2 protein-coding genes are annotated in these 1,472 nt (G+C 57.3%); one reads left to right on the top strand and one right to left on the bottom strand.

Annotated elements, in window-relative coordinates:
* Nucleotides 1-196 (bottom strand): AAA family ATPase (locus A7X77_RS31505; protein WP_156668207.1); only part of this gene is annotated, 196 nt, incomplete at its 3' end.
* Nucleotides 197-614: 418 nt separating this feature from the next.
* Here A7X77_RS31505 and A7X77_RS31510 point away from each other — a divergent pair.
* The gene (locus A7X77_RS31510) at nt 615-1,214 is read left to right on the top strand and encodes a hypothetical protein (protein ID WP_064686682.1); all 600 of its coding nucleotides are present in this window, start codon (nt 615-617) and stop codon (nt 1,212-1,214) included.
* The last annotated feature ends 258 nt before the right edge of the window (nt 1,215-1,472 follow it).

Here is a 1,472-nt window from a genome sequence, read left to right on the forward strand (position 1 = left end):
ACTGATCGTAGCATGCACGGGAGAAGTCTTCGAGTTCAAAGCCCGACTTGCCTTCGAGGAACTTTCGGATAGCGTCAGAGAGCGACGTCTTTCCGCAATTATTTCGACCGACGATGACTGTAGTGGCAGGCTCAAGTTGCAGTGTTACGTTGTGGAGCAACCGGAAATTTTTGACCTGTATCTTCGAAATCCGCATCGCCCGTCCCCATGCGAGTCCGCTCTAGTGCAGACTCGGGGTCAACTATAGCTGTCATTTTCCCGCTTCGGTAGTATCATTTTTGAAGTGTCGCTTCGTCATGAGGCTATCAGGATACTCATCGCAATATCTCGGATGCAGGAACTTGGCACAATGACATGAGACCTGGAACAACAATAGGTTTGTCGTTGTCCCGCGGGAAGAATCTCCGGATCTCAGAGCTGACTAATGGTAGGGACGGCTGTAGAGAACGGTCTTAGCTTCTCGCTTTTCGGTGCCCTCATGGTGCACATTGTAGCTCATTTTCAAAAGAGATGGGTAAGCGCTCTTTGATGTTGCCTATTTCTGAGGATTGCGGCTACACCTATGACTGCAATTTCAAAGAAATAGCGGGGAAGCCGCATGGCGGAAAAGCTGCATGTTTAATTTGCTCGTCTCCGGCAATGGCGAGTGGTGGGAAACTCCGCCTTACACTTCCACGATCGACCGATTCACGGAATATAGCGGCGTGGAGGCCGCGACTATCGATCTGTCTCGTCCTGACACGTTACGGCGCCTGGAAGAAATACCGGCCCTGCTGATGTATGAAGTCGGTGCCGGCGGCCCGCATGCCCGGGTCGTCCGGCATGGACGCATACGCAATATCGTCAGGCGTGGCGGCGAACTGACCTTCAGCTTCGACCTCGACCCGAACCATGCCTACCTCGACCGGGCAGCGGTGTTGCGGATTGCGGACCAGCTCGGAATTGCGCAGTTCGAGCAGCACCGCACGCATTGGGCGATCAAGGACGGCGATATTCCCCCGGAGCTGATTGCCGCAGGCACCGCTGAGCGTGCGCAACGCACCGTAGCGGTGGTGGCCGGCGAATATGTGGAGGCGCGCCGGGAGGGACGACGGAGGGACGCCCGGGAACTGGCAGAGGAACTGGAAGGTTTTCCGCCGTCCCTCGATAAGGCCCTGCTCCTTGTGCCGGCGCGCATTCTTCAGCAACCCACCCCCGAACTATACCCGATATGAGGAATTGAACCGAGGACGCCCGAAGGCCGCAATGCCGTCGAGGCTGTCATCGCAAGGGACATTAAACGGCAGGATCTACCCGCCGACTGGTCATACTCGCTGGCATGGTTCCTTGATTTCTACGGGAGTGCGACGGAAGCGGCGCGCCTCGATCAGGCACTGGGAGAATGCGCCGCCCATCTGATCGCGCTCGGCGCCGGTGAGGGAGATGCAGCCGCCCCGGTCGAAGATATCGGCTACGCGCTATGGCGTTGCGCG

Source organism: Rhizobium bangladeshense, assembly GCF_001662075.1.
Lineage (GTDB): Bacteria > Pseudomonadota > Alphaproteobacteria > Rhizobiales > Rhizobiaceae > Rhizobium > Rhizobium bangladeshense_B.